This window comes from Maribellus comscasis (assembly GCF_009762775.1).
Classification (GTDB): domain Bacteria; phylum Bacteroidota; class Bacteroidia; order Bacteroidales; family Prolixibacteraceae; genus Draconibacterium; species Draconibacterium comscasis.
This window is the reverse complement of record NZ_CP046401.1, coordinates 7365694-7385460: the sequence shown is the minus strand read 5'-3', so window position 1 is coordinate 7385460 and position 19767 is coordinate 7365694. Positions and strand designations below refer to the sequence as shown.

The window sequence follows — 19767 nt, the reverse complement described above, 5'->3', positions numbered from 1 at the left end:
TTTATTTCTTTGGTTTTATAAGCAGAACAACCACCCCGATAACGGCTAAAACTGCACTTACAATTACGGGAGTCCAGTTAGCGTCGCTAATCGCTATATCGAGACCTAAAAAGCTAAACGTTTCTGAATTATTTGCTGCCTGAATTCCAAATAAAATGGTTCCAACAACGCCAATGATAAATAAAAGAATACCCAATGTTTTCATTATTATATATTTTAATGTTTCTATTGCAAACTATGATAGAAACATGCCAGACTACTGTTTGTACAATCTATTGCTGTATTGAAAATTACAAAGATAGCAGACGGCCTCTGAGGCACGGCAACACCAAAAAAAATTAATCTTTCGAAAAAACAGAAAAAAGCTGCAGGTATTTATTAAATAGAAAATTCTACACTTTTTATATCAGGTGTGGAAAAAAATCAACAACTATGGCAGCGCCCTAAATAAATAAAAACGCTATCGACTTCTGAATATCAGATTATTACCAGCACCTCAATACAACAACCGTTAAATGGAATAGAATTTTCTTATTCTTCAGCAAAAGAACAAACAAATTAGTATTAACCATAAAAATTAAAGTCATGAGTAAAACAACAAATGTATTGATGGGATTTATAGCCGGTGCTGCAGCCGGCGCTTTAACAGGAATATTAGTTGCACCTGATAAAGGAGAACGAACCCGCAAAAAATTGAGTAAACAAATTAAAAGAACATCGAGGGATGTAACAGAAAGCCTCAGCGATAAAGTAGAGGATGTGAAAAACAAAATTAACGACATGGTTTCGGAAGTAAAAGCAAAAGCAGAAGAAGCTGAGAATAAAATTAAAGAGAAAGTAAATACTAAAAGTAAAGCAACTCAAGACGCTTAAACAAACAATAAACAGATAATAAACACGAATAAGCAATCCAAATGAACGGCAGGCACTCTGACAAATAATTTTTCGAAGCTTAACGATGCTCTAAAAGAATACGTTAAAGCTAGAATTGATTTGGTGAAACTTCAGGTATAAAAAAAGCCTCTCAATCTTTGAGTTTTCTTTTTAGCTTACTCGTGTTTATTCTTTTAGCCACTTTATTCTTTATATTCTCTGGATCAGCGTTTATTCTCTGGTACGGAAATACTATAACGACTACCTCACAGGTATATTAATTATGGTAGGGTTTTTCCTGCTATTTGCAGTTCTGTTTGTGGCATTCAGAAAAGAATACTAACATCGATATTTTTGAATATTTTCTCTGAAATATTATACGAAGATGAAGAAGACAAAACGGAATAAAATGAGAAAAATTAAAAATATGCGGGAGTTGGAGTTGATACAGGAGAATCTGGAGTACCAACAGTTAATGAGCGAAAAAAACTAATCGGATCATCTGCCAAAATTGTAGATGATTTTACAAACAGCATGAAGAGTTGGGCTTTTGAACTCGCAACTTCTTTAACATTACGTCTAATCTCAGCGGGGTTAGTTCCCCGAAGCTCTGCTTCGAAATTAATTTTAAATTTGTTATGTGAGCGAATTTATTCATAAGAGTCATAATGTTTCAGTACTTCTTTACCATTTTGTCTGTCCAGCCAAATATCGGAGGGTTGTTTTTGACAAAGATGTTGATGAAAGTTTGAAACAAGTATGTATTGAAATCTCGAAGCGTTTTGAAATTACTTTTATAGAGATTGGTACGGATAAAGACCATGTTCATTTCTTGATTCAAAGTGTGCCAATGTTGAGTCCAACGCGAATCATTCAGACAGTAAAAAGTATCACTGCGAAACAGATTTTCAAGCTTCATCCCAAAGTCAAGAAACAACTGTGGGGAGGTGAATTCTGGACCAAAGGGTTTTATGTTAGTTCGGTTGGTGCTCATGGTGATGAAAATACAATTCAAAAATATGTACAAGCTCAAGGAAGACAAAAGGAATATCAAAAACTCCATGTTCAGCAACTTAGCTTATTTTGATACCTCGTCAGCTCTGCTGCGAGGTAGTTCATTTAGACGGCGAGAAGATAAAAATGCATAAACTCAAATAACGTATACTTCTTAAAACTAACAGTTTATAAAGTTCAGACTAAACTGAATTCATCACACATTATTAATAATCGGGAATTAAAAGTAGACTTTCTTCCGTATAACTGAAAGTATGGCTATCTTAAATGAAAATTTTGCCTACAAAACTACTTTAAGCTGGTGGATTTTTGCACTTGCCGGACTATTGGCACTTGGAATTGCACTGTTGACAGTTAGCTGGCAAAGCTGGCAAGTGGCTACGAAAAATCCTGTTGAAGCATTGAGGTATGAGTAATTAATAAAAAAACGCTCCTATTTGTTAGCACATTGGCAAATCTCAAAAGCCAAGCTCAACTCAAAGTTTGCCAAAGAGCTAACACCCCCCTAAGTACCGCCTTAAAGTCGGTATTGGAATTTCCCCACCCACAAAAACAAAATAAATTTGTGCACCTTATCAAGGTCTGTGCAAATTGATAAGAAAACTGTTAAATTTGTTGAAGCTTGTAACGGTTTGATTTTGAATAATAAAAACCGGCGTACAACGAATGTAATCGTTGTTTTTTTATCTTTTTAGAACAATCTATTTAAGATTAGGAGCCCATTTATCTCGATAAGTTCTTGCTTTGTTTAGTCCGTGTAAATCTTTTTAGAAATTTCGCAACAAAAATTTGCCGCTAATAAAAAAGATAGTAAATTAATTACGTAACAATAAAAGTTCCAAGTAAATCTATTTTTTAGTATTGGAAAAAAATAAAAAGAATGAATCTATTCTCAAATATGCGTTCAAGTATTTTATTAAAAGCCTTATTTGTGCTCCTTATCGGTTTACTATTAACAATTTTTTCAACCCTATATGTTAAAAACGATTTGGAGAAAATGGCATTGAATGATCTGCAAAGAATAAATTCAGACATTGAAACCCGGATAGAATATCGCTTAACTGCGCATGCTCAGTTATTAAGAGGAGGAGCTGCTTTTATTTCTTCTTCAAATAACGTAACCCGTGATGACTGGTATACATTTTATCGCCGATCAGATGTTGAAAATAACCTTCCGGGAATTTTAGGCTTTGGTTTTGCGGAAGCAATTTCTCCAGAACAATTGGACAAACATGTTCAAAGAATCAGAGAAGAAGGGTTTCCAGAATACACTGTTTGGCCGGAGGGAGAAAGGGAAACTTATTCTGCAATTGTTTATTTGGAGCCTTTTAATTGGAGAAACAAAAGAGCATTTGGTTTTGATATGTTGTCGGAGCCAGTAAGGTGTAAAGCAATGGAAACTGCCCGAGATTCTAACATGGCTATACTCTCGGGGAAAGTTACACTCGTGCAAGAAACGAATGAAGATATTCAGGCCGGTACTTTAATGTACATCCCCGTTTACAAAAAAAATATGCCGGTAGAAACCGTTACACAAAGAGGTACGGCATTTTTAGGTTGGGTTTACAGCCCATACCGAATGAATGATCTGATGAACGGAATCCTGGGACATTGGGAATCGGCAAGAGAAGGATATGTCGATTTACGTATTTATGATGATGAAACGACAGATGCACAGGCATTGCTTTATGATAGTGAACAACAGAGAATAGGTCAAAAAAAAATGAGTTCTTCAAGGAGTATGTCCAGCACCATTGATTTTCATGGAAAACGGTGGACAATTGTCCTTTCTCAAACCGATGCTACACCCTTAATATTCCAAAGCAAGGTCCTTATTTTATTTATATCGGGAACAGTTATAAGTTTTCTTGTCTTTTTTTTAATATTATCATTGCTCTCAGCCAGTAATAGGGCACGCCAAATTGCTGAAAAGCTTACTGCTAAATTGAAGGACAGCGAACAGAAATTCAACAGGTTTTTCGAAAATAATCCTGCGCTTATATCAGTCGTTTCGATTCCTGACGGAATATTCCTTGAAGTAAACGAAGCGTTTGTTAAAAGTACAGGGTATACGCGAAAAGAGGTGATCGGAAAATCTTCATCGCAATTGAATCTATTTGTTGATGATGAAAAACAGAAGGTGATAAATAAAACGCTTGGTTTAGATGATGTTATTCGTAATATGGAAATAACAATAAGGACCAAAGATAATTTAATGATTGACGGGTTAATCTCCGGCAGTGTAGTTGAAAGCCAGGGGAAAAATTACTTCCTTATTGTAATGACGGATGTCACCAGTCAAAAACAAGCAGAGGACGAAATACGATATCAGACCAAAAGATTAACCACGCTTATTTCCCATTTGCCGGGTGGAATATTAATGGAAACATCTGACCGGAAGGTACAGCAAACCAATAAACGGTTTTGTGAAATTTTCGCAATTCCAGTCCCTCCAGAAGCAATTATAAGTGCAGACTGTAAAGCTGCTTCAGAGCAGGTAAAAGAATTGTTTGTTGAAAGCAGGATTTTTATTGAACGGATAGATCAAATTATTGAAAGTAGAAAAGTAGTGTTGAACGAAGAACTCCGGTTAGTAGACGGGCGGATTCTTTTGCGCGATTATGTCCCAATTTTTACTTCAGAAAACGAAGTTGAACACTTGTGGTATTATCGTGACATTACTGAGCTCAAAAAAGTAGAAGAAGCTTTGGCTAGTCAATCGGCCTTACAAAAAATATTGATGGATATATCATCAGAATATATTAATATATCTCCGTCAGAGGTTGAGAATGCCATTGCCCATTCACTTGAAGAGTTGGGGCGTTTTGTTGAAGCGGATCGTGCATACATTTTTGACTACGACTGGAAAAAAAATGTGTGTAACAATACGTATGAGTGGTGTAATGAGGGAATAAGTCCTCAAATAAAGGAGTTGCAAAACATTCCTTTGAACGCATTACCACAGTGGGTTGAGGCTCATTTAAAAGGTATAACCATGAATATCCCTGATGTATTTGCCATGCATGAAGATGATCCAGTAAGGGCAATTCTGGAACCTCAGGAAATAAAAAGTCTGATAACAATCCCGATGATGTTTGAAGGGACGTGCACCGGCTTTCTTGGTTTCGATTCGGTAAAAATGCATCATCTATATTCTGAAAAGGAAGAGGCTTTGCTTTTGGTTTTTTCACAAATGTTGGTCAATGTAAAGAAACGAACAGAATTAGAAAACAAGCTTGTTGAAGAACGTCACAAAGCAGAAATGGCCAACAAATTAAAGTCTGAGTTTCTGGCTAACATGAGCCATGAAATCCGTACTCCGATGAATGCTATTCTTGGATTTAGTGAAGCGATGTTCCACCAGCTTGATTCTGTACGACATCAAAAAATGCTTAAATCAATCTTGAACAGCGGGAACTTACTAATGACATTACTAAATGATATTCTGGATCTTTCGAAAATAGAAGCGGGAAAGCTTGATATTGTATATAACCCGTTAGATTTAAATGCACAGCTTCAGGAAATAATCCTTCTGTTTCAACATAAAGCCCAAAAAAAAGGTCTTGATTTTAAGATACAAATTAGCCCTGATTTTCCTGAAACAATTATCCATGACGAGGTAAGAATAAAGCAAATACTTTTTAACCTGGTGGGGAATGCTATCAAATTTACACATAATGGTTCAGTTACAATTAAAGCAAACTTTAATAGACATAGTGAAAATTACGGGAATTTAGAAATTGCAGTGGTAGATACGGGTGTAGGAATACGTGAATCACAACAGAAAATTATTTTTGATGCATTCCGCCAGCAAGAAGGGCAATCGAATCGGGATTATGGCGGGACAGGGCTTGGTCTCGCCATCTCAAAACGCTTAGTAGAAAAGATGAAGGGCACTATCAAAGTGAGTAGCAAAGAAGGTCAGGGGTCTATATTTACATTTATTCTTTTTGATGTGGAAATAAAAAAAGGAATTCGAAAAAAGGAATTAACTACAATTGACACTTCCGACATCCATTTTGAATCAGCTAACATTCTGGTTGTTGATGATTTTATTTCTAACATTGAAGCAGTTGAAAGTTTGCTGCTTTCTACTGGAATAACAGTCACTGCCGCTGAAAATGGAGAAATGGCTCTTGACATTCTTAAGTACCTTAATCCCGATTTAATTCTATTGGACATGCGTATGCCCGGCATTGATGGATACGAAGTGGCTCGCAGGCTCAAGGCTGACCCAAATAAGAAACATATTCCCATAGTTGCTTTTACTGCCTCTGTTTTTAGTTCTGAAAGAATCGAAAACACCTCTGTTTTTGATGGCTTTTTATATAAACCGGTTCAGCGCGCTGAATTATTTCAAGAATTGGCGAAATTTTTAAAACACTCTATTTCTAACCGTAGTGACAGTATAGTAAAAGAAAGGTCTACTGATATTGTTGTTCCCCAGGATATTTTGCCTAACTTACCGGATATACTAATGGTTCTTGAAAAAAAGTTTCTTCCAAAATGGGAAGTAATAAAGGATTCTTTAGTGCTTTTTAAAATAGAAGCTTTTGCTGATGAACTTTTGAATTTTGCTGACGAATGTAATTTTGAATCTTTAATACACTATGCGAAAATATTAAAAGAAGACATTGAACAAATCGACCTTTATTTATTGAAAGATAATTTAGAAAAATTTCCTCTAATAGTAGAGGAGCTCAATAATCAAATGAAAACGGAATGATAATGGACAATCCCATCTATATTTTAGTTGTTGACGACAATCTTGAAAACTTAAAAGTAGTGAGCAATTTTCTAAAAGAAGAAGATTATAAAATCGCCTTGGCGATAGATGGGGAGAGTGCATTAGAGGTGCTTAGAAATACTCAAATCGACCTTATTTTGCTTGACGTAATGATGCCTGGGAAAGACGGATTTGAAGTATGTGAGGAAATAAAATCAGATAAAGAGTTAGCTGAAATTCCCGTAATTTTTCTTACCGCTAAGACCGCTCCTGAAGATATTATTAAAGGATTTAAAACCGGTGCGATTGATTATTTGACAAAACCATTTATTCGCGACGAGCTGTTGATAAGAGTGAAAACTCATCTTGAACATAACAAGTCGAAGAAGAAACTACTTGAAACCATCAAAACACGTGATAAATTATTTTCAATTATTGCACATGACATCAGGGCTCCGTTCTCTTCTATATCAATGCTTATATCTTTACTTAATCTTGATGAAGAAGAAAACAGTAGCGATACAAAAAAACGGGTTATGCCTCTTTTGGAAAGAACGGCTAAGGATACCACAATATTGCTAGACAACTTGTTGGAGTGGACCCGGCTTCAGACAGACACCATTACACTTAAGCCACAATATTTAGACGTTTCAACAATTATTAAAGACTGTATTAATTTATTAAAAGGGAACGCGAAAGCAAAAAATATTGATATCGAACTTAAGTTAGAAAAAGAAATTATTGCTTTTTTTGATGAAGTAACAATGCATACTGTTTTTCGAAATTTAATATCAAATGCAATTAAATTTACACCAGATAAAGGGTTAATTATCATAAATGTAAGATACGAAGGGAATTATGCTTCAATAGGGGTAACAGATTCCGGGGTGGGGATGTCCGATGAACTTCAAAGAAAGATATTTGAAGATGATAATATTTATACGAGTCAGGGCACGAACCAGGAAAAAGGAAGCGGCTTGGGGCTTAAAATTGTAAAAGACATGGTTGCTCAAAATAAAGGGCTTATTTCGGTTAAAAGCGAAATAAACATTGGAACTCAAATAGTAGTAAGGATACCGACTGGGAGACTCTAAAAAGCAATACAATTTAGCACTATTCCTTTTTAAAAGACCTGCACACAACAACTCCGCCATTGTTCGTAATTTTGATATTAACACCAAGAAAATCCATAATCGATTTATCTAAAGTATCCGTCCTACCAACCAGGTCTCCTATTTCAGTTTGATTTGTGCTAGTTATCAATCAAGGGACATCGGTTTTCTAAGGCTTCAGGTTCTGAGGCAGGAGTTCGTGTAGTTTGCTGACCTTGTGTTCCGAGATTGCCTCCAGTACTTTTTTGAGCAACTCAAACGGGTTCACATCGTTCTTCTTATACCATTTTAAATACAAAATGCCGCATTGAAAAGTTTTAGGTAGTGTTTGTTTCCAGTTATTGACATTATGGTTTCGGGTTGCATTTTTATTACCATATCCCAAAGCCATTTCTTAAGGTCGCGCATAGTGGCAAATAATTGGTTCTTGTACCTTGTTTTTATGTATTGCCATATTTGTTCAGAGGGATTCAATTCCGGTGTATATGGAGGAATGTTCAATAGGAATATGTTCTCGGGGACTTCATCTGGCTTTATCAGATGGAAGCGGGCATTATCGATAACAACAATTTTATATTCATTTGGCCTTTGTGCTGAAAAAGCCTGAAGATAACGCTTAAAAATATCGATACTTGTACCATTAATTTCCCATACGAAAGAATTTCCATCAATGGGCGAATAACTTCCATACAAATAGGTAGTTGAAAAACGATGTTGATAACTGATGACTGGGCGTACGCCTTTTGCTGTTATACAGCGTCCGATATGACTCATTAATCCAAACCTGCTTTCATCCTGGAAATAAAGGTTTACAGATGGAAACTTATTTTTATCCAGACTGTTTCCAAGTTGAATGAACACATTAGGTAGTTTTAAAAAAGGCTTCTGCAGCCTGGTCATCTTTTTTTACATGGGATTTTCTTGGAGATTTTAGCTTCGTCCCAAAATGTTTGATTAAATGATAGCGCAAAGTATGGTAATTTATATCTACCCCATATTCGCTTTTTACCCATTGTTGTGCATCCCGGTACCCCAGGAACGGATTACGGTTATTAGTAACTCTGGATGCTAATCCATTGTGAATTTCATCTGTCATATATTGGGATTCTTTGGGCTTTGATTGATTCTGAACCATAAAATCAACACCATTCGCATCATATTTAACCAGCGTTCTATGGTGCGTTTATGCACCCCTAAATACTGAGCTAACTGCGAACGAGTAGAAAATCGATTTTCTTTTGTGAAAATCAAACATTTTACCCGTTTTTCTCCTGATAAACTTGTTTGTTTTTTTAATAAGCTCTCAAGTTCTTTTAAATCCTCTTTTATCTTGAATTTGCTTTGTCTTCCCATGCTTCAAAGATAATAAAGCGGCACTATATACTCAAATTGGTATAATTATCTCATTGGTCGTTCCGTTAGTATGATGATTCTGTGATTGTTACCCATGCATTCGAAAGTTATAAAAGGAGTTCACATACAAGTAACGTCCTTACACTCTTTGTTCGAGGTTACAATACTTGGACTTGCGAAGTAAAATAATTATTGCCGCCGGCATGAAAAGTTATATACCTTTTGAACCTGGCACAAACATACCGGTTCACCTTGCAGGAGATGCTAAATCAGTTGGAAAAGCGGAAAATGCCATTCATGATGCTTATAAAATGGCTTTGACATTATAATACAACACCGTTTTTTGTTTCAGCATTCATCTTTATTTAGCAAATTCTGAATGCCTTTTGAAAACACTTTTTAATGTCATTGCAACTGCAATAAAAGCAAATACACCTAAAGAAATCATATAAGTTTCTTTAGATACGCCAAAACAGCATGATAAAAAGCTCAGAATAATGGTAGCAAAAAATCCCAATATTCCCCATAATCCCAAATATACAACTGCTATTAAAAATAACTTTTTCATAATTCTAATTTTGAATAAAGTTAAATTAAAAAATGAACATATGTAAATTATTTCATGTGACAAAAATCTCATATATTTGTGATGTTATTTAGTTTAACTTATGGAATCGAACAACATTAAATGCCGAGACTGTGTAATTAAATCAAGTGCTGTATCTGTTTTAAATTACGATGAATTAGGTATTCTGGAGAAAGGTTGTTTTCAAACCAATTTTCGAAAAGGCGAATTAATTTTTAAACAAGGGAGCCCGGCTAAACATATTACATACATTCGTAAGGGATTTGTAAAGCTAAGTAAAACGATAGCCACTAATAAAGAATACATAGTAAGCATCTCAAAAAAAGGTGCTTACCTTGGAATCCAGAATTTGAACAAAACAAATAATACAAACTACTTTTCAGCCTATGCCTTAACCGACACACTAGTATGCTTTCTCGATATCGACTATTTTGACCAATTGATTAAGCGTAACGGAGAATTCGCAGCCGAAGTAATAACCTACATTATTAATGATGAAATGGGTAATTTCGATCGTTTTCTAAATAATGTTCAGCAACAGTTGCCTGGGAGGTTAGCCAATATTCTGTTTTATTTTTACCAACAGGTTTACAACCAAAATCCGTTTAGCCTTAACATAACCAAAGCAGAACTTGCTTCGTTAATTGGAACTTCCAGGGAAAGTGTCACCCGTTTGTTAAAAGATTTTCAGGACGACAGTATTATAAAAATGGACAAAAACAACATTCAAATTTTGAACGAATCCAAATTATTGGAAATTAAGCTAAAAGGGTAAATTACAGTGCCTCATGTCCTTTCCTGAATTCTATAAAATGACAATAACCAGTATAACTACACCTTTGTCAAAACTTCTTTTTGTGTCAAAAGATTTAAATTATTATAAATATTTATATTAAACAATAGTTCATAATTAAATTAAGATACTCATAAACTAATTTATTTATCCCATTCTGAATAATCTTTGTTATTACATTTCTCCTTTTTTGTTTATGTCTTGACTATCAGTCACTAGTAGTTGTATTCTACATGAATCAAATATTCCTCATAGTCTAATAAACTCACCATATTTTTTAAAACATATATTAATATTGATGTATTTTAATATGTTTATAGTTGTATTTTTATATATTTGTTTCAATCAAAAGTTCATTATATGCAAAAATTAATTCAATTGAACAGAGCTATGGAAAAGGAAGGTCAGGAAAAACATTTGGGAGAAGGTCACGGATTAGGTCGTGGCGGAGGTCAGGGGAAAAACAAAGGAGGAGCATTTGGCCCATCGGGATTTTGTGTTTGTGCAAAATGCGGTCATAAAGTTCGTCATCAGCAAGGTATAAAATGTACAACTATAAAGTGCCCAAAATGTGGACATACCATGGTTCGGGAAGAATTATTAAATCAAAAGAGGTAATATGGAAACCGGGAAAAGATCAAAACAGAATTTTTTAAAACTGTTTTTATTGTTTACGGCAATAGTATTGCCTTGGATTATTGGAATTATTTATGTAAAACATACAAAGCCCGAACCCCAAACGACTTCAGTAAAACTGATAAATTATGAGCGTGATACTGTTTCAAAGGTAGATCACTCTCAATTTGCTGTTTTGCAACAGGATTTTGAAACGCCGGAAGCAGTTACCGAAGCTTGTTTGTCCTGTCATAATACCACTGCCAAAGAGATAATGAAAACATCGCACTGGAAATGGGAGAGAGATTATATACTCGAAAACGGAGATACAATTCAGTTGGGCAAGAAGAATGTTCTGAATAATTTTTGTATTGGAGTTTCCTCTAATGAACCGAGATGTACAAGTTGTCATATCGGGTATGGATGGAAAGACAACGATTTTGATTTTACGGCCAGAAAAAAAATAGATTGTTTAATTTGCCATGATAAGACAGGGACTTATAAAAAATTTCCTACAAGCGCCGGGTATCCGGTAACAAAAACGACAACGACTTCTGACAACAAAACTTTTTATCCTCCAGATTATCAATACATCGCCACTAATATTGGTTCGCCGGGTCGTAGTAACTGCGGAGCCTGTCATTTTACCGGAGGAGGTGGCAACAATGTGAAACATGGCGACATTGCCAACGAACTTAACAAAGTAACACGTGAAATAGATGTGCACATGGGAATCGACGGTGCAAATATGGATTGTGTAGATTGTCATAAAACTCACAGGCACAATATTTCGGGGAACTTGTATTCAATTGCTTCGAAAGACACGAACAGGGTAAGTTGTGCACAATGCCATTCAGAGCAACCACACAACAATAATATTCTAAATTTACACACAGGAAAAGTAGCGTGCCAAACCTGTCACATTCCATCATATGCAAAGTTAAGCTCAACAAAAATGTCGTGGGACTGGTCAACGGCCGGGCAGTTTAAAAAAGATGGAAGCTATCTTATAAAAAAGGATAGCCTTGGAAATGTGATATACCACACCATGAAAGGTTCTTTTGTATGGGAAAACAATGTTGTTCCCGAGTATCAGTGGTTCAATGGCAAAGCGCGTCATTATGTTATCGGCGAAGAGGTTGATTCTTCAAAAGTTGTTGAACTTAACACACTTGAAGGGAGTTACTCCGACAATCAATCAAAAATAATTCCTGTAAAAGTACATCGCTCAAAGCAAATTTATGATACAGAAAATGAATATCTGATTGTACCCCACCTGTTCGGGAAAGACAGTACAGCTTACTGGACAAATTTTGACTGGAATAAAGCTTCGGAAACCGGAATGGCAAGTGTTGGCCTAGATTACAGCGGGAAATATGATTTCGCATCTACCGAGATGTCATGGCCTATCAATCACATGGTAGCTCCGGCCAGTGAATCTTTAAATTGTGTTGATTGCCACTCGGATAACAGCCGTATTGCTGCCCTTAATAATTTTTACCTGATAGGCCGCGACAGAAATAATCCTTTCGATTACCTCGGTATAGGCCTGATAGCACTTTCGGCAATCGGGGTTGTTATACATGCTCTTTTACGTATTATTAAAAGCAGGCGATAAATTAAGTAATAAATAAATGAATAATTGAAATGAAAAGATCGACATATATTTATCGTAGTTTTGAGCGTTTTTGGCACTGGAGCCAGGCATTACTTATTTTCTTCCTGGCGCTGACCGGATTTGAAATGCACGGTTCGTTTACACTTTTCGGGTTCGAAAACACAGTCAGATGGCACAATACTGCAGCATGGGCTTTTCTTGTTTTGATTATATTTGCTATTTTCTGGCATTTTGTCACCGGCGAATGGAAACAATATATTCCTACTACAAAATTTATTAAAGCACAGGTTGAATACTACCTTACCGGAATTTTTCGGGGCGCTCCGCATCCTACCCACAAAACCGTTTATAATAAATTTAATCCGCTGCAACGTTTAATTTACCTGGGGTTAAAACTTTTAGTCATCCCAATACAGGTGGTTACCGGCTTTATCTATATGGCCTATATCTATCCCAATGCAAACCTGCATGTACAGGGATTAACCAATATCGCTGTTATTCATACACTTGGGGCATTCCTGCTAATAGCATTCGTAGTTGCACATGTTTACCTCACAACAACCGGAGAAAAGCCACTTTCTGCAATAAAAGCAATGATTACAGGCTGGGAAGTAATAAAAGTTGATGAAAAGGAAGAACGGGTTAAAAATTTGCATAAAGCTGTGGATGAAAGTGTAGCTGGCTACTACCGGCTGGACAAAAATGGGATCATTGTAGATGTAAACGAGGCATGGTTGAAAATGTATAAGTGTACTGATCGTTCCAAAATAATTGGACAACATTTTTCAGTAACACGCGATACCGGCGAATTGCAAAAACTAACAAAGCAGATAAATGATGTTTTAAATGGGAAGATCATTCCCGGGGTGTCAGTCCGGAGAAAGTGTATGGATGACTCCCATGGAAACCATATTTTATCGGCAAATCCGGTTTACGAGAATGAACAAATAATTGGAGTAGAAGGATTTATTTTGAATGTTGACCCCAAAGAGGATGCAGGTGAGTACATGTACAACGCCGTAAAAAACAGTGGCGCCGGGTATTATCGCCTTAACGAAAACGGAATCATTGAAAACGTTAACACGGCCTGGCTGCAAATGTATAAATATGAAGCACCGGATGAAATTATGGGGAGACACTTTTCGGTTACCCGTCCGTCATCCGAGGTTGAAAAGCTTGAAACTACGTTTGCCAGGGTAATGAACGGCGAAATAATCAGCGGAAATATAGCCACACGGAGATGTAAAGATGGGACAACTGCCCAACATATCCTCTCGGCAAATCCCATTTTTGTCAGGGACCGGATTGTTGGAATGGAAGGATTTATTCTTGATATTTCAAACCTGGAAACTTTATGAAATTTATCGATTGATTTTTAGAAGGCTTTGAAAAATATCTACTTGAGGTTAATTCTAAGGGTACTTTTTCAAAGCTTTTTAAAAATTAGCTATAAGTATTTTTGTAATTTTCATCAGATTTTCTTCCCAAGCTGGGTTTAACGGCCACATTTCGATAATTTCTCCGTCGATTTCTTCTGCAAATACACGGGCTTGTTCACGGTCCAAATCACTTTGAATATAAATTACTCTTATGTTCTCTTTTCTGGCCAGCTTAACCAGTTCAGCCATTCGTTGAGGTGTTGGTTCCTTTCCGCCAGGTTCAAGTGAATATTCCTTTAGTCCATATTCGCGGGCAAAGTACGAAAGACTTGGATGAAACATAATAAATTTACGACCTTGATAATCCTTTAAAGTACTTCTGATTATATCATCTAATTGGTCAATTTCAGTGGCAAACTTGAGGTAGTTTTCGTTGTAAATGGCACTTTTTTCAGGATTTAAAACAGAAAGTTCTTCTGTAATTCGGCGAGCCATTTGTTTTACCAATGGTGGCGACATCCAGATGTGGGGATTAATCCCCTTCTCTGTTTTTGTTTCGGTTGAGGTTATGGATGTAGCAGAAATTAAGTCCAATTCTTTTGAAAGGTCAATCACCTTCATTTGCCGGTTGGCTTGTTCAATCTTTTCTTTCCATGAATATTCAAAGCCAACATGCCCAACACGAAACCAAACTTTTGAATGGGTTATATCTTTTAGCTGAGAAGGTAATAGTGTAAAAACGGCTGGACTTGCTCCGGGCGGGAGTAAAACATTTACTTTAAAGTCATCTCCCGCTATCATTTCAACAAATGTTTTTTGAGGTAAAATACTTACGGTTACTACTTGTTTCGTGACATCACCATTTTTATTGCTTTTTGAATTACAAGATAATAAACAAAGGGCTACAATTATTATCAATATTTTGGATGTAGTTATTTGCATTGTTTACACACTGTTAATTTATTACCTATTACTTTCCATGTCATAAGTCAATGCTTTTCTAAAAAAACTTAACGATATTCACTCTTTTAATTGAGTAATAGTCTCTTTCAATTCTATAATCTCAAAACCATATCTCCTTTTTAATCTCCCAATTCTTTCTCCCGATTTATTTAAAGGAATATTCAGTGTACCAGCCAGCCTATTTAAAGGGATCGAATATTTTTGCGAAACCTCTTCCAGAGTCATGCTGCCAAATATTTCCAGTTTGGAAAAGTCATGTATCAGGTGGCTTCTCTTTTGTTCTTCATTAGATTTTTCAGCCGTTCGTTGAAAGGCTTGGGCAGAAGGTTGGGTTGGTAACATAGGTTGCATTTCTCGTATAAAATTTTCGGTATTTTGTCTATGGTTATATTTTCTTTCCAACGGCATAACTTCGGGTCTTAATAAGAGCGGGGCCAAAGCAAAAAAAAGGGCTACCCCACCAATACAAACTGAAATTATCTTCCTTGAAATTTGTCCTTTAATCATTTGACTGAAAATACCAACTATCATTTTCCAATGAAGAATAACATGAAGAAATAATAAAAACAGGAAAACAAAACCAAGGTATAAATGAATACTTCCCCATTGATGTCTGTCGAGTCCCCAGAAGTAAAGCTCAGCATCACTTCCATACAAAACGTTACGCTTGAAACCCGGCAACAATACATACTTAATCATTAATCCACCCCCGATAATCAATGCAAGTAAAATCAACATAACACCATCGATCACGAGGTTAATTTTCGACTTATTCTTAATATAAATCATTATTAATCAATTCTTTTAAGATTCCGATTCAAAACGACCGTCGTTAAACGTATTTGATATCTTATTTTGCGATCTGGTTACCCAACCAATCTTTACATTTTCTGCTGCATCAAAATCCGGAACAAAAGGTTTGATGTCAAATAGTGGAGTACCATCCAGAATATCAATATTTTCAATTTCTAAAATATTTTTATTTCTGGAAATAAGTTTTACAACTGACAACCCTATTGGATTAGGCCGAAATGGAGCCCGCGTAGAAAAGACACCGTGCAAATTTTCGTCAAGAAAAGGCTTTACCTTTAATTTATACCCCGACGAACGATTGAAATGATAAATTAGAATCAAGTGTGAAAATCCTTCAATGTCTTGTAATCCCTCAGCATATTCAGGAAAAATTTCAACACTCCCACTAATTCTCATACCAGAAGCAGGTTGGATGGGGGTATCTTTTGTTTGTTTATATTCAGAATGAATAATTCCTATAGGGTGAAAAACAATATCTTCCATAAAACTGACACCATTTTTAATATTTCGAACACGTCATTTTATATACAATATCTTCGGCTGCCCTGACAATCGGATTATTTACGGGTGACGCAGTTAATAGCGGGTGTGTGCCCACCTGGAAAGAGATCAGTTCAAAAACAGTAATGGATTTTTGGATGGCCAAACTGATAATATTAATGATTTCACCTACCGATTTTCCTCCCCAGGCTTCACCCCCAAGAATACTTCCGTCCACTGGCGAAGCATAGAGTTTGACTGTTAAGTTGCTCATTCCGGGCAGTCCTCCCGGATGCCGGTCGGGCGATGAAAATTTAGATGATATTAGTTCAACTCCCGATTCACCGGCACTTTTTTCGTTTGCGCCAGCAGCTGCCATAGCCAGACCATTGATTTCAGTAGAAAATACGCCCAATGTACCTGCAGTGCACTTTTTTATACGAATACCAAAAATATTATGCCCCAAAGTACGAGCTTCTGCTGTAGCTGTGGATGCCAGTTTTATAACATCACTTCGTCCCGTCAGAAAACCAAAAGTTTGTGCACAATCGCCAACAGCGCTAATGTCTTTTACTGTCGTTCGGCCATAATTATCTACATGAATATCGCCAAACCGGTTTAATTCGAGCCCTGATTCTTCAGCCAGTTGTGAATTGGCCTTATAGCCAATGGAAAGAGTCACGGCATCGGCTTCAATTTTTCTTCCGTCAGAGAGCACAACGTGCTGAACAGTATCATTTTCTCCGGTAATTTCTTTGACCAGTGTTGATGTCATCACATTGACCTTTGTTTCTCTCAATACATCTGTTGCAATGGCACTTAATTCTGGTGAAAAGGCTTTTGAAAAACAAAGTGGTTCACTTTCAACAAGCGTAATATTCATTCCCGAAGCAGCCATTTGTTCTGCGACTTCAGCTCCAATGAATCCGCCTCCAACAATAACAATATTTTTAAACCCACTGATTTTCGACGCCAGTTCATGAATATATGGAAAACTCTTCTTTACGTAAAAAACATTCCGGAGGTCATGCCCAGGTATGAAAGTGGGAATAACAGGTTCAGAACCTGTAGCAAAAACCAGTTTACCGTAGCTAAATTCCTCTCCCGATTTTACTAAAACCTTTTTAGCTGTTTTATCTACCTTTATGGCAGAATCAACAACAACCTCACCTCCTAAATTAACAAATGGTTTTGGTCCCATTTTATTTTTCCCGGCATCGTTTCCCAGCAAATTAAAAATATAAGGAATTCCACATGGCACAAGCCCATCTGCTTCTTCTTTTATCATCAGTACACTTTTCTCTTTAAAAAACTTCTTAACCGTAATTCCGGTTACAATGGCAGCCGGGCCACCTCCAATAATAATTACATCGTATGTTTTCATATCATCTCTTTTAATTATTTAATTAATAGCCTCTACCGGGCATTCATTTTCACACACTCGGCAATTGGTACATATATCTTCTTCAATAAAAGCTTTACCTTCAATCAAAGAAATTGCTTCCACCGGGCATACATCAATACAGCTTCCGCATCCGGTGCAGATTTCAATGTCTACTTTTGGATATTTTAATGTTTTTGATTTCGCAGAGTCTGTTTTCAATTCTTTTGAATGAAAACTATTTTGGGAACGGGTTAAAGGAATGTGGCAAACCGGGCACAAGAAACGACGACATGGCCTTCCCTTAACATGAATAGTAGAATGACCACACTTCGGACAGATACAGTATTCTCCTTCCGTAACCGGTTCATTGCGTTGAAATATTCGTTTTCCCAACCTTCTTCCTTTCATGACATTTTAGTTTAATAATACAAGTCTCTTTGCCATATTTAATCCTTTTGTATTGTGAGGTCAGTACCTTGGAATTTATCAGGCGAAGATTTCATATTTGTTAATCATTGATCTTGTATTCCTTTAATTTCAAACATGTTTCCGCTTTTATCCCAAATGAAATAAGTGTTATTCTCTTTATTTCTTTTTATCTGTGTTTCATACCCTAGCTTAATCGCCTTTTCATAGATTGTATTTGTTTGTCTGTATGCCAAACAAACATGGGAGAATAGTTTCTTTTCCTTTTTGCGGCTTACAAAAATTTCGAAATGTACAGATTGATGTTCCATTAAATATACATCAACAACTTCTTCTGTATTAAAAATTTTTTGTGATGTTTCCTTATTTAGCGAGAACTTTCTTTGAACAGTAAAGAGTAATATTTTTTTGTAGAAATTCTCGATTTCCTTCGAAGACTGAATCGTTATCGCAACATGCAAAAGCATTTTTTTGTTTTTAATAAACAAATTTAAATAAACTTTTGTTCAATATAAAATAAATAGTATTTAGATTTGGAATCATGATTGAAGTTTTTGTTCCCACGCTAAAACAAGCATTAATAATAACGGCATTTGTGCTTTTCATGATGGTTGTTATCGATTATATTAATGTCCAAAGCAAGAATCTTTGGGCGAATAAATTACAGCGGTCACCTATATTGCAAATTATTGTTGCTGCAATTCTTGGAATTACACCTGGCTGTTTAGGTGCCTTTACTGTTGTTTCGTTATACAGCCATCGAATGATGGGAGTAGCCGGATTGGTAGCTGCCATGATTGCAACCTCAGGAGATGAAGCATTTGTAATGTTTGCACTATTTCCTGAGAAAGCAGTTTTACTTCAATTCGTATTATTGGGGATAGCCATTTTAACAGGGTTTATAGTAAACTTATTTGCAAAGAAAAATGAACCAGCGGGGACACACGGATTTGTTATACATGAACATGAGAAGTGCAAGTGTTTTGTAAAAAAAGACATTATTCCCCAGCTAAAAAATATTTCCTTTGAAAGAACCGTTTTGCTTTTATTTTCGGCAATTCTTATTATTCTTTTGGCTACTGGTATTATTGGCCCAAATAACTGGGACTGGAAGAAAATTATATTCCTCTCCGGAGGGCTATTCCTATTATTCGTGTTTATAACAACCCCGGAACATTTTCTAAAAGAGCATCTGTACAATCATATTATTAAAAAACATCTGATCCGAATTTTCCTTTGGACATGGGGTGCCTTTGTTGTATTGTATTTCGTGCAATCAAATCTGGAATTGAGCGATCTGGTTAAAGATAATCCTCACTGGATTTTATTTATAGCTGTACTGGTTGGTTTAATCCCTGAATCAGGTCCGCATCTATTATTTGCTACACTTTTTTCACAAAATCTTTTGCCTTTTAGTATACTTATTGCCAATTCTATAGTACAGGACGGGCATGGAATGTTACCCCTGCTTGCCGAATCGGGAAAAGATTTTGTAAAAGTTAAAATAATCAATATGGTTGTTGGGTTGCTTGTTGGTTTTATTTTATTGCAGCTCGGGTTGTAGAATTCATATAAATCATAAATTGTATTAAACATTAGTTCTTTTAATTGTTATATTTGTATGAGATAATC

At 36.0% G+C, this 19767-nt stretch carries 23 protein-coding genes; 11 read left to right on the top strand and 12 right to left on the bottom strand.

The annotated features are described in order from the left end of the window. Position 1: 1 nt before the first annotated feature. Positions 2–205 carry a transglycosylase gene (locus GM418_RS29560; RefSeq protein ID WP_158871752.1) on the bottom strand — a complete coding sequence of 68 codons (204 nt, stop codon included), beginning with the start codon at positions 203–205 and terminating at the stop codon, positions 2–4. A gap of 380 nt (positions 206–585) precedes the next feature. On the opposite strand from GM418_RS29560, the gene GM418_RS29555 reads away from it, so the two are divergent. The 5 genes from GM418_RS29555 to GM418_RS29535 all read left to right on the top strand — a co-directional run bounded on the left by GM418_RS29555 (position 586) and on the right by GM418_RS29535 (position 7707). Next, complete coding sequence (locus GM418_RS29555; RefSeq protein WP_158871750.1) at positions 586–873, top strand: YtxH domain-containing protein; 288 nt, start codon at positions 586–588, stop codon at positions 871–873. A gap of 640 nt (positions 874–1513) precedes the next feature. Further along, positions 1514–1960 (top strand): IS200/IS605 family transposase, encoded by a 447-nt coding sequence (gene tnpA / locus GM418_RS29550; RefSeq protein WP_158870176.1) that lies wholly within the window; start codon positions 1514–1516, stop codon positions 1958–1960. A gap of 181 nt (positions 1961–2141) precedes the next feature. Next, positions 2142–2303, top strand: coding sequence for a hypothetical protein (locus GM418_RS29545; RefSeq protein ID WP_158871748.1), 162 nt, complete (start codon positions 2142–2144; stop codon positions 2301–2303). A 464-nt stretch (positions 2304–2767) separates the two neighbouring features. Continuing rightward, entirely contained in the window at positions 2768–6613 is a 3846-nt protein-coding gene (locus tag GM418_RS29540) for a CHASE domain-containing protein (protein WP_158871746.1), read from the top strand. Beyond that, a complete protein-coding gene (locus GM418_RS29535; protein ID WP_158871744.1) occupies positions 6610–7707 on the top strand; it encodes a hybrid sensor histidine kinase/response regulator in 1098 nt (365 codons plus the stop codon). The genes GM418_RS29540 and GM418_RS29535 overlap by 4 nt, the downstream gene beginning before the upstream one ends. 187 nt (positions 7708–7894) lie before the next feature. Here the strand turns inward: GM418_RS29535 and GM418_RS32205 are convergent, their stop codons facing one another. From GM418_RS32205 to GM418_RS29515, 4 genes are read right to left on the bottom strand one after another with little or no spacing between them, the layout of a single operon-like run. Beyond that, positions 7895–8116 carry a transposase domain-containing protein gene (locus GM418_RS32205; RefSeq protein WP_425482364.1) on the bottom strand — a complete coding sequence of 74 codons (222 nt, stop codon included), beginning with the start codon at positions 8114–8116 and terminating at the stop codon, positions 7895–7897. Continuing rightward, positions 8014–8586 carry a transposase gene (locus tag GM418_RS29525; protein WP_217447635.1) on the bottom strand — a complete coding sequence of 191 codons (573 nt, stop codon included), beginning with the start codon at positions 8584–8586 and terminating at the stop codon, positions 8014–8016. The genes GM418_RS32205 and GM418_RS29525 overlap by 103 nt, the downstream gene beginning before the upstream one ends. 1 nt (position 8587) lies before the next feature. Continuing rightward, on the bottom strand, positions 8588–8821 hold the full coding sequence (locus tag GM418_RS29520; protein WP_158871663.1) for a winged helix-turn-helix domain-containing protein: 234 nt from the start codon (positions 8819–8821) through the stop codon (positions 8588–8590). Next, positions 8818–9078 (bottom strand): hypothetical protein, encoded by a 261-nt coding sequence (locus GM418_RS29515; RefSeq protein ID WP_158871740.1) that lies wholly within the window; start codon positions 9076–9078, stop codon positions 8818–8820. The genes GM418_RS29520 and GM418_RS29515 overlap by 4 nt, the downstream gene beginning before the upstream one ends. 203 nt (positions 9079–9281) lie before the next feature. Between GM418_RS29515 and GM418_RS31970 the strand changes: the two genes are divergently transcribed. Beyond that, entirely contained in the window at positions 9282–9407 is a 126-nt protein-coding gene (locus GM418_RS31970) for a hypothetical protein (protein WP_281350228.1), read from the top strand. A 32-nt stretch (positions 9408–9439) separates the two neighbouring features. Here the strand turns inward: GM418_RS31970 and GM418_RS29510 are convergent, their stop codons facing one another. Further along, entirely contained in the window at positions 9440–9646 is a 207-nt protein-coding gene (locus tag GM418_RS29510; RefSeq protein ID WP_158871738.1) for a hypothetical protein, read from the bottom strand. A gap of 100 nt (positions 9647–9746) precedes the next feature. Here GM418_RS29510 and GM418_RS29505 point away from each other — a divergent pair, with 100 nt between their 5' ends. The 4 genes from GM418_RS29505 (at position 9747) to GM418_RS29490 (ending at position 14048) form a co-directional block, all read left to right on the top strand. Then, complete coding sequence (locus GM418_RS29505; protein ID WP_158871736.1) at positions 9747–10439, top strand: Crp/Fnr family transcriptional regulator; 693 nt, start codon at positions 9747–9749, stop codon at positions 10437–10439. Between the two features lie 378 nt (positions 10440–10817). Then, the gene (locus tag GM418_RS29500; RefSeq protein WP_217447638.1) at positions 10818–11075 is read left to right on the top strand and encodes an endonuclease Q family protein; all 258 of its coding nucleotides are present in this window, start codon (positions 10818–10820) and stop codon (positions 11073–11075) included. 1 nt (position 11076) lies between these two features. Further along, complete coding sequence (locus GM418_RS29495) at positions 11077–12690, top strand: tetrathionate reductase family octaheme c-type cytochrome (RefSeq protein ID WP_158871734.1); 1614 nt, start codon at positions 11077–11079, stop codon at positions 12688–12690. A 29-nt stretch (positions 12691–12719) separates the two neighbouring features. Next, positions 12720–14048, top strand: coding sequence for a cytochrome b/b6 domain-containing protein (locus GM418_RS29490; RefSeq protein WP_158871732.1), 1329 nt, complete (start codon positions 12720–12722; stop codon positions 14046–14048). A 78-nt stretch (positions 14049–14126) separates the two neighbouring features. On the opposite strand, the gene GM418_RS29485 is transcribed toward GM418_RS29490, so the two are convergent. From GM418_RS29485 to GM418_RS29460, 6 genes are all read right to left on the bottom strand, one after another. After that, the gene (locus tag GM418_RS29485) at positions 14127–15011 is read right to left on the bottom strand and encodes a metal ABC transporter solute-binding protein, Zn/Mn family (RefSeq protein WP_158871730.1); all 885 of its coding nucleotides are present in this window, start codon (positions 15009–15011) and stop codon (positions 14127–14129) included. A gap of 78 nt (positions 15012–15089) precedes the next feature. Continuing rightward, on the bottom strand, positions 15090–15821 hold the full coding sequence (locus GM418_RS29480) for a DUF4405 domain-containing protein (protein ID WP_158871728.1): 732 nt from the start codon (positions 15819–15821) through the stop codon (positions 15090–15092). 15 nt (positions 15822–15836) lie between these two features. Further along, positions 15837–16328 carry a tRNA (N6-threonylcarbamoyladenosine(37)-N6)-methyltransferase TrmO gene (gene tsaA / locus GM418_RS29475; RefSeq protein WP_158871726.1) on the bottom strand — a complete coding sequence of 164 codons (492 nt, stop codon included), beginning with the start codon at positions 16326–16328 and terminating at the stop codon, positions 15837–15839. Between the two features lie 16 nt (positions 16329–16344). Then, positions 16345–17709, bottom strand: a complete 1365-nt coding sequence (locus GM418_RS29470) for an FAD-dependent oxidoreductase (RefSeq protein ID WP_158871724.1) — start codon at positions 17707–17709, stop codon at positions 16345–16347. 18 nt (positions 17710–17727) lie between these two features. Continuing rightward, positions 17728–18117: a ferredoxin family protein gene (locus GM418_RS29465; protein ID WP_158871723.1), complete on the bottom strand. Its 390-nt coding sequence runs from the start codon at positions 18115–18117 to the stop codon at positions 17728–17730. Between the two features lie 104 nt (positions 18118–18221). Continuing rightward, positions 18222–18602, bottom strand: a complete 381-nt coding sequence (locus GM418_RS29460; RefSeq protein WP_158871722.1) for a hypothetical protein — start codon at positions 18600–18602, stop codon at positions 18222–18224. 74 nt (positions 18603–18676) lie between these two features. Here GM418_RS29460 and GM418_RS29455 point away from each other — a divergent pair, with 74 nt between their 5' ends. Continuing rightward, positions 18677–19699 carry a putative manganese transporter gene (locus GM418_RS29455; RefSeq protein WP_158871719.1) on the top strand — a complete coding sequence of 341 codons (1023 nt, stop codon included), beginning with the start codon at positions 18677–18679 and terminating at the stop codon, positions 19697–19699. Positions 19700–19767 lie beyond the last annotated feature (68 nt).